This window comes from Aeromicrobium sp. PFPM2_SD2 (assembly GCF_057364525.1).
The window spans coordinates 1-1434 of record NZ_JBNFNZ010000553.1 but is presented as its reverse complement, the minus strand read 5'-3'; the positions used below and the strand labels follow the sequence as shown (position 1 = coordinate 1434).

Annotated in this window: 4 protein-coding genes; all 4 read left to right on the top strand. The window is 74.3% G+C overall.

The window, feature by feature from the left end:
- A partial coding sequence (locus AC2W7G_RS16240; RefSeq protein ID WP_485869350.1) for a hypothetical protein occupies positions 1 to 212 on the top strand: 212 nt, incomplete at its 5' end.
- Positions 209 to 787 carry a hypothetical protein gene (locus AC2W7G_RS16235; protein ID WP_485869349.1) on the top strand — a complete coding sequence of 193 codons (579 nt, stop codon included), beginning with the start codon at positions 209 to 211 and terminating at the stop codon, positions 785 to 787. The genes AC2W7G_RS16240 and AC2W7G_RS16235, both read left to right, overlap by 4 nt.
- A gap of 88 nt (positions 788 to 875) precedes the next feature.
- On the top strand, positions 876 to 1148 hold the full coding sequence (locus tag AC2W7G_RS16230; protein ID WP_485869348.1) for a hypothetical protein: 273 nt from the start codon (positions 876 to 878) through the stop codon (positions 1146 to 1148).
- Between the two features lie 52 nt (positions 1149 to 1200).
- The coding region (locus AC2W7G_RS16225; RefSeq protein ID WP_485869347.1) for a hypothetical protein at positions 1201 to 1434 on the top strand (234 nt) is incomplete at its 3' end.

Sequence of the window (1434 nt, the reverse complement as noted above, 5' to 3'; positions counted from 1 at the left end):
CCGCCGCCCGCGGTCCGACGAGCCGGCCGGACGCGCCGACGGCGTGGTGGCCGGTCGCGGTGGGCGTGCTGGTGGTGGCCGCCGTGATCGCGGCGTTCGTGCTGCTCGGCAACCGGGGCGAGACCGTGCCCGACGTCCCGCAGGACGTCCCCTCGGAGCTGCGCGACCCGCTGCAGCAGCTGCACGACTCGGTCGAGGAGGCGGGCCAGTGAGTGCCATGACGATGCGCCACCGGCTCGCGGCCGCGGCCACGACGACCGTCCTGAGCCTGGGCCTGCTCGCGGGCTGCGGGGGCGAGGACGACCCGCTGGCGCCGCTCTACGAGACGCTCGGCCAGATCGACGACAGCATCGTCGCCGGCGAGTACGACCGGGCTCGCGACCAGGTCGCCGACCTGCTCGACCAGGTCAGCCAGGCCCGCACGGACGGCGACATGACGAAGCCGGACGCCACCCGCATCCGCGCGGCCGCGAAGGACCTGCGCGCGCAGCTCGCCGAGCAGGAGGACGAGGCCGAGGAGCCGACCGAGACGCCGACGACGCCGGCGCCCACGACCGACTCGTCCTCCGACGAGGACGAGAAGGAGCGCGAGAAGGCCGAGCGCGAGGCGGAGAAGGAGCGCAAGAAGGCCGAGCGCGAGGCCGAGAAGGAGCGCAAGGAGCGCGAGAAGGAGGCCGAGAAGAGCCAGACGCCCGCGCCCGAGCCGACGACCGACGCGCCGACGACCGAGCCGCCGGCGTCCGACTCCGGTGGCGACGACACGGGCGACGCCGGCGACGAGGGCTGAGCCGAGCTCGTCCTTTTCGGGGACGGGCGCCGGGTCGGTGCGCGAGCATGGGGCGTCCGCGACGGTCGCGGACTGAACGGAGTCACTCATGCGCGTGCCGCGTCTCGATGCCCGTTCCCTGCTGCTCCTCGGCGTCCTGCTGATCGCCGCCGGGGTGGTGCTGCAGCTGGGCGTCTACCAGTGGGGCTGGTTCGGCGACGAGTGGTACGCCGTCCTCGGCGACGGCGTGGGCCTCAGGTTCTACGCCTTCACCGTGCTGAGCCAGGTGCTCGGGCCGCTCGGCGTGGCCTTCGTGGCGGGCGCGTTCGTGCTGGCCGCGCTGGCGCCGCGAGCGGCGGCCGAGACGAGCGACCCGGCCTGAGGTTCTGGGGACTTTCCCTGGTCTTCGAACGCGTGTTCGAGTAGACTGAGGCATGGCCTCGGGGGACGTCATCGACCAGCTTCGCAGCGCGGCGCACGCGCTCGGCGGTCACGCGCGTCCGACCGACCGGCTCCGCGCGATCCAGCGGGCGCAGGACGCGCTCGACGCCGCGAAGGCCGAGGCCGTCCTCGAGCTCGAGGAGTCGCGCGGGTTCGAGGACGAGGTCGTCCACCCCCGAAGGCCTGGCTCGCGCGCGAGCTGCGGCTCGACCCGGCCGAAGCCGGTG